The sequence below is a fragment of the Flavihumibacter solisilvae genome, from assembly GCF_000814475.1.
In the GTDB taxonomy this organism is placed as follows: Bacteria; Bacteroidota; Bacteroidia; order Chitinophagales; family Chitinophagaceae; genus Flavihumibacter; species Flavihumibacter solisilvae.
The window spans coordinates 1-7108 of sequence record NZ_JSVC01000026.1 but is presented as its reverse complement, the minus strand read 5'-3'; the positions used below and the strand labels follow the sequence as shown (position 1 = coordinate 7108).

General features: G+C 49.1%; 6 protein-coding genes. 4 read left to right on the top strand and 2 right to left on the bottom strand.

Features of this window, described 5'->3' with window-relative positions:
• On the top strand, window positions 1–346 hold a 346-nt coding region (locus tag OI18_RS24925), incomplete at its 5' end, for a hypothetical protein (protein WP_205410081.1).
• Window positions 347–468: 122 nt separating this feature from the next.
• Here OI18_RS24925 and OI18_RS20220 read toward each other — a convergent pair.
• The gene (locus OI18_RS20220) at window positions 469–2130 is read right to left on the bottom strand and encodes a M1 family metallopeptidase (protein ID WP_039143302.1); all 1662 of its coding nucleotides are present in this window, start codon (window positions 2128–2130) and stop codon (window positions 469–471) included.
• Between the two features lie 86 nt (window positions 2131–2216).
• Here OI18_RS20220 and OI18_RS20215 point away from each other — a divergent pair, with 86 nt between their 5' ends.
• The 3 genes from OI18_RS20215 (at window position 2217) to OI18_RS20205 (ending at window position 6121) form a co-directional block, all read left to right on the top strand.
• Complete coding sequence (locus OI18_RS20215) at window positions 2217–3812, top strand: ABC transporter substrate-binding protein (protein ID WP_039143298.1); 1596 nt, start codon at window positions 2217–2219, stop codon at window positions 3810–3812.
• Window positions 3813–3905: 93 nt separating this feature from the next.
• Window positions 3906–4721 carry an acyl-CoA desaturase gene (locus OI18_RS20210; RefSeq protein ID WP_072039056.1) on the top strand — a complete coding sequence of 272 codons (816 nt, stop codon included), beginning with the start codon at window positions 3906–3908 and terminating at the stop codon, window positions 4719–4721.
• Between the two features lie 170 nt (window positions 4722–4891).
• A complete protein-coding gene (locus tag OI18_RS20205) occupies window positions 4892–6121 on the top strand; it encodes a DUF4185 domain-containing protein (protein WP_039143295.1) in 1230 nt (409 codons plus the stop codon).
• 2 nt (window positions 6122–6123) lie between these two features.
• On the opposite strand, the gene OI18_RS20200 is transcribed toward OI18_RS20205, so the two are convergent.
• Window positions 6124–6951, bottom strand: a complete 828-nt coding sequence (locus OI18_RS20200; RefSeq protein WP_039143292.1) for a ThuA domain-containing protein — start codon at window positions 6949–6951, stop codon at window positions 6124–6126.
• Window positions 6952–7108: the final 157 nt, after the last annotated feature.

Genomic DNA, 7108 nt, shown 5'->3' with positions numbered 1-7108 from the left:
AAACTATATACTTTACATTTCATATAGGATTTTTGGCGGGTACTATCATGCCTTATCCATTTTTTCAATAAGCGTAATATTAGCAGCTTCTGCATTGGGGAAATATTTAGTAGACTTTTTTATTCCAGGCAGCTTAGTTGCGGGTATATATAGAGGAGCTTTTCAGCTCTCAATTTTTCTTTTTATTCCGTTGTTCGTAGTTCTATCTATGAAGAAGTTTAAGCTTGAATATCTTGAAAAGAGTGAATCAAAAGCCAATCCCGTTCCAAAGTGGGTTTGTTTAATTTCTCTTTTGATCGTATTGCTGGTCGATTTTGTATTGTTTGGATATTTAATTGTGGCTTAGTGGGGCTTTATTGAGACGAAGAGCATTTGAATATTAAAGTTGAAATCCTTTTTTTAAAAAAAATGGATCCCCATTCAAGTGTGAGGATCCATTTTTCAATATAGTAATAACGCGAGCGGTAACTAGCTTCCCTGCTGTTTCGTCTCGATGTAGAAATTCTTATCTGCTTCCAGTGAAGTCGCAGGCGTCGTCAGCGTCTTCCACTCCGGCGTTGGCTCGAGCCAGGTATCAGTACCATCGAGCTTCACCTTCACGGGCATATCGAAACCGTCAACGCTATTGCGCCAGCGGTAAGAGAGCGTTCCGGCGAGAAACTGGTACTGCAGCTGCGGGATCTTTACCGTGCGCAGGTACTGGTCAAATATTTTGCTGAAGTCCTTACCGGCAAACTGGTTAATATATTTCTCCACCTCAGCGGAAGTAACCGTCTTGTGGTAGAAGTCCTTGTTCAGACCGCGGAGCAACTGGCGGAACTTTTCGTCGTCACCGATCAGCTGGCGGATAATGTGGATCATATTGGCGCCTTTCGCATACATATCGCCGCTACCTTCCTTATTCACGCCGTACTGGCCAATGATCGGGATATTGTTCTGGATGTTCCTGCGGATTCCGGCGAGATACTCATTGCCCGCAGTGACACCGCTCTGGCAGGTGGTGTAAATCGTTTCGCTATAGTTGGTGAATCCTTCATGCACCCACATGTCGGCGATGTCTTTCGTCGTGATGTTATTCCCGAACCACTCGTGACCAGTTTCGTGGATAATGATGAAATCCCACTTCAGTCCATGCCCGGTACCGGATAGATCCTTACCGAGATAGCCATTCATAAACCTGTTGCCATACGCAACTGCACTCTGGTGCTCCATGCCCAGGTGCGGTGACTGTACCAGCTTATAGCCATCCTCGTAGAAAGGATAGGGACCGAACCAATGCTCGAAGCATTCCATCATCGGCTTCACCTGCTGGAACTGCTGTTTGGCTTTGTCAAGGTCTTCTTCCAGCACCCAGTATTCGCAATCAAGATTACCTTTCTCACCTTTATACGTTTCTTTCCAGCTCGCATACTTGCCGATATAGGGAATTATATTGTAGTTGTTGATCGGGTTCTTTACTTCCCATACATAAGTCGTCTTGTCTCCAGCCGGTGTCTTTTTGATCAGGCGGCCATTTCCCACCGCAACGAGGTCGGAGGGAACAGTCATGGATAATGATGCGCCGTTGTCGGGCTCATCGCTCTGGTGGTCTTTACATGGGTACCATACGCTGGCACCAAGGCCCTGGCAGGCAACGCTCATCCATGGGTTACCGGCTTTGTCTTTCTTCCAGATCCAGCCGCCGTCCCACGGTGGACGAACAGCTTCCGTCGGCTTACCCGAATAGCTAAGCAGGATCTTTTGCGTGCTGTTCACCGGCAGCGCTTTATTGATCGCTATATGGAATGCATTTCCTTCGCGTGTGATCTTGAGGGATTTTCCATTGATCTCGGCTTTGTCGAGCATCATGGGCTCCTGCAGGTCAACCTGCATTGCATTGCCCTTGCCGGTCACTTTGAAACTCATTGTTACAGTACCCTTGATCGTTTTAGTTTCATAGTCGGGAGTAACCGAAATATCGTAACGTGTCACATCCCACCAGCTTCTTTCCGCATTGAGCGTACCACGCAGCGTGTCCTGCTTCGTGAGTACTTCCGTTTTAGATAATGGTTGCTGGGCGGTGGCTGAGAGTGATAATGAAATTGTAAGCAGGGATCCGATGAATCCTCTGGTGATTGATGTAAGTTGCATGTGTGCGTGTCAATTATTCAGCGATAAATATAAGACCTAACCGCAAAATGCCTCTCATCAAAAGTTGCCGTTCATGTATAATATTCATGATGATATTGGTGAATATAATGGGCTGCCGTTCGCGGCAGGACAGGGAGCAGGGCATCTTTTATTATAATGAGTCGTCGGGTATTGCTTCCCTTGACCCGGCTTTTGCAAAGAACCAGAGTATCATGTGGGCTATCCACCAGGTCTATAATACATTGGTGGAAGTGGATGCTGGGCTGTCGATCGTGCCTTCCCTCGCACAATCGTTTACAATCGATTATACAGGGTTACAATACACTTTTAAGCTCCGCACCGATGTATTTTTCCATCCTGATCCCTGTTTCCCTTCCGGCAGGGGGAGGCGGATGACTGCACAGGACGTCGTGTACAGTTTTGAACGGATCATTGACCCCGCTACTGCGAGTAGTGGTGCCTGGATCTTTAACGAAAGGGTGAGAAAGGAGAAGCCATTTGAAGCCGTGGATGACAGCACGTTCCGGTTGCACCTTGCAGCGCCCTTTCCGCCGATCCTTGGCATCATGAGCATGCAATATTGTTCGATCGTACCCCATGAAGCGGTGAAGTATTATGGAAATAATTTCCGTGCGCATCCTGTCGGGACGGGCCCGTTCCGGTTTGTTGCGCTGGAAGAGGGACAGTCATTGATCCTGCGGAAGAACGAGGAGTATTTCGAGCGGGACAGTACCGGTGTGCGACTTCCTTACCTGCAGGGCGTGAAGGTGAGCTTCTTTGATAGTAAGGCGACGGAGTTTTTGCTCTTTCGCCAGGGGAAACTGCATTTCATCAATGATATCGATCCGTCGTTCAAGGATGAAGTGCTGAGTAAGAAAGGTGTGCTGAGAAAGGAATGGGAGGGAAGGATAGTCTTGTCAAAGCATTCCTACCTGAATACGGAGTACCTGGGTATCCTGGTGGATTCGACGAATCCTTTGCTTGCAGCTTCGCCCCTGCGGATGCTGCAGGTGCGCCAGGCGATCAATTATGGCTTCGATCGCAGGAAGATGATGCTCTACCTGCGGAACTCGATAGGTACGCCTGCAGAGAGCGGGTTTGTACCGGCCGGACTGCCATCCTTCGACTCCTCGAAGGTCCACGGCTATGCCTATGACCCCGTGAAAGCGCGTGCGCTGTTAAAATCTGCCGGTTTTAACGGCGGTGCGGCTATTGCCCCGGTGAAACTGCTGACCATCCCCATTTATGCCGACCTGGCCAGCTATATCGCCAGGGAGCTCGGGGAACTGGGACTGCCCATCCAGGTGGAAGTGGTGCAGAAAAGCCTGCTGCTGGAGCAGACCGCCAAATCGCAGGCCCTGTTCTTCCGGGCAAGCTGGATCGCCGATTACCCCGACGCCGAGAACTATCTCAGCGTCTTCTATTCGGCCAACCCGGCGCCACCCAACTATACCCGGTACCACAACCCCGCGTTCGACCGGCTCTATGAACAGGCCCTCAAGGAAACGAACGATAGTTTGCGGTATGATCTCTACAGGCAGATGGACCGGATGATCGTCCACGACGCCCCCGTAGTGCCCCTCTGGTACGACCAGGTGATCCACCTTGTGCAGCCCCAGGTAAAGGGATTCGCCCCGAACGGCCTTAACCTGCTGGAACTCAGGCGGGTAAAAGTCGATTGAACTATTCACTTATACCCGGTTTATTTAGCCGGTGCCTTGGGTTCATTTTAACGTTTTTCGCCCTACCTTTGCCCCCTTAATTAAATGTGAAGCATGGCTGTTATTCTGACCTTCTTTTTTGCCCATTGGTTTTTGTCACTCTTCTTCCATACATTTTTCCTGCACAGATTCGCCTCCCACCAGATGTATACAACCAGCAAGGGTTGGGAGAGGATCTTCTACTTATCGACATGGTTTACACAAGGCTCTTCTTACCTCGTTCCGCGCGCATATGGTGTAATGCACCGCATGCACCACGTGTATAGCGACACCGAGAAGGATCCGCATAGTCCACATTTCTTTAAAGACGTTTGGGGAATGATGATGCACACCCGGAACATCTATAACAGTTTCGTTACGCGCAAGGGTATGCCCGAGGCGCAGTTCACGAAAGAGTACCTCCCTGAGTGGGATCGTCTCGATCGTTTTGCAGATCATTTCGCTACCCGTATTGTCTTTGGCGTAATGTACACACTCGTATATGTGTTGTTTGCTCCAAGTCCCTGGTGGTACCTGCTGCTGCCGATCCATTTCCTGATGGGCCCGGTACAGGGTGCGATCGTGAACTGGTGTGGCCACAAATATGGTTATGCGAACTACAAGAATGGCGACCATTCCAAGAACTCTGAGCCCTGGGGTATTTTCCTGCTGGGTGAACTGTTCCAGAACAACCACCACAAACAGGGTGACAATCCAAACTTTGCGCGGAAGTGGTTCGAGCTCGATCCGACTTTCCATGTGATGAAGCTGATGAATGTAGTTGGCATCATTAAACTGAAGAAAATGGTTCCCGCTGCGGTTGCTGCTGGTCACCCGGTTGACAAAAAGCCCATTGCTGAAAAGCAGGTCGCGCATCCCGTTGAACACTGATCACAACAAAACCCAATATAGAAGCCTCCGCAATTGCGGGGGCTTTTTTCATTTCCATACTTCTATTATCTTTCGGCCGAAGTACAAACCTTCATGTAAGAAAGTTCTGGTGGAAGTAAACGCATCTGCGGTATATTTTATATGTTTGGACATAGTTAAATCCCTGGCCAATGAACCGTCTTTCCTTCCTGGGTGTGCCGGTGCTTACTGCAGCCCTACTGGTTTCCTGCACTAACAAATCCTCGATGGCGCGGTGGCAGTCGAAGACATTGGATTCTGCCAGTCTCAACCGGATCAAATTCACCGTGGAGCCCGCTCCTGAATGGACCCGGGTATTCACCAGGAACTCGGGGTGGTTTGGCGGGGATGGCATTTTTGCGGTTACCCGTGATGGTAAGGAGTCGCCACGCGCGGCCACTTCGTCTGAAGCGCTCTTCTGGTTCAGCGACACCATGATCGGTGAGATCACCAAAGATTCCCTGAAGCCTGGTTTCCGGATGGTCAACAACTCGGTAGCTGAACTTAAGGGCGGCTGGGCTGATTCTGCAGGAATTGCATTCAAATGGGCTCGTAACATTGACGGAAAACCGAAATCGGTATTCATTCCATCCACTCCTGCGACAGGTAAGGAAGATTATTACTGGCTGGGCGACGGGTTCGTAAACCATGACAAGGATAAGGACCTATACATTTTCGGTTATCGCATCCGCAATACTGATCCTAATGTTCCATTCGGATTTAAGGAAGTAGGCAATACCCTTGTGGTAATACCTAAAGGCGAAAAGCCGCCATTCTACCGGCAACGACAGATCGATATTCCTTTCTTCCTGGGCAAGGATGTCGACTCGACCGGGTCATTCGGCGCCGGCCTGCTGGTGAATACGGAAGGTGCCGGCGCACCACATCCTGACGGTTACCTTTACGTGTATGGGGTGCGTGGACAGAAGAAGAACGTGATGGTGGCGCGTGTACTTCCGGCAGATATCGAGACTTTTGAAAATTGGACATTCTGGGATGGAGAGGAATGGACCAGCGATGTGAACAGGATCCAGTCCATTGCCGACAGGGCTTCAAACGAAATGAGTGTGACACCGTTGCCTGATGGCCGCTACCTGATGGTCTTCCAGGCCGATGGCCTCGGAAAATATGTAGGCATGCGACTCGGTGCTTCTCCTGCAGGGCCATTCGGTCCGGTAATAAATGTATATGATGTAACGAACGACCTCGAGAAAGACAAGGATATCTTTCCTTACAATGCCAAAGCGCATCCGGTTATATCCAGGCCCGGCGAACTTTTGATCAGCTTTAATGTGAATTCGTTCGACTTCCCAAACGACATTTTGAAATACCCTCACTTGTATCGACCACGTTTCATCCGGCTGAAATATCAGCTGGACTAGGCCTATTTCCCATTGCCCAGCCACAAGAGTGCGTCGGTAATCAACCGGTTCTGGGCCTCACTGCTGAATGAGGACGACAACTCCTTGTTGGTTTTGTTCTCATAGTCAATGTCGTTGTGTCCCATGTTGAAATAGATCATCCGGTATTTTGTGTTAGTCCAAACGACAGGGTAGTAGCCACTATACCAGATCTCATGCTGCTTTGGCCCTGTGCCAAGTGGAAAGCTGGAGGTATCAATTGAAGCGAGGATCCTGATGTCGTTATTCTTTGTAAGGTCATGCTGCCAGCGATACCATTCATTTGGCGCTGCAGTGAATTTTTGCGGCAGGTGTTTCGTTGCGGGATGGTGTTTGTCTTCCACTTTCAGGATGGCCGATGTTGGCCGCCAGGTATTGCTTCCATATTCACCGGATCCGAGGAAAGTATTGTGGTACCAATCCCAGTTTTGAGGAAAGGCTGAAGGCGTTAGAGCGAATGCTGAAAAATGGAATCCCATCCATGCCCCGCCGTTTTCCATATAGTGTTGAAAAGCCTTCCGCTGCAGCGGGGAGTCCGGCCGCGTATCCAGGAAGATGACCACTTTATACTTGGCCAGGAAGCTGTCATTCAGGTTATCCCAGTTGCTGGTTGAATCATAACGGAAATGATGAACCGAACCCAGCTTCGAAAAATATTTATTGGCCTCATGAACAAAGCTGATATGAGCCTGGTCATTCTTCGCTGTGTAGAAGGCAATGACATTGAATGCGGCCTTATTTGTGCTTTGGGCTGCAGATGAACAGGCCAGGAACACTGATAGTAGTAAAATGAAACCGAGCCTGTTTAGCATTTTTACAGTTTGATTCTTATATATGCTGAAGTATGTAAAATATTAAATTTCCTGGCAGGCACAAAAAAGGGTCGCCCTTGCGGGCAACCCTTTTCAATGGTTTTAATATTAATTACTTAATTCTTCGTCTGCGCCTGGTTGAACTTCTTCATCTTAT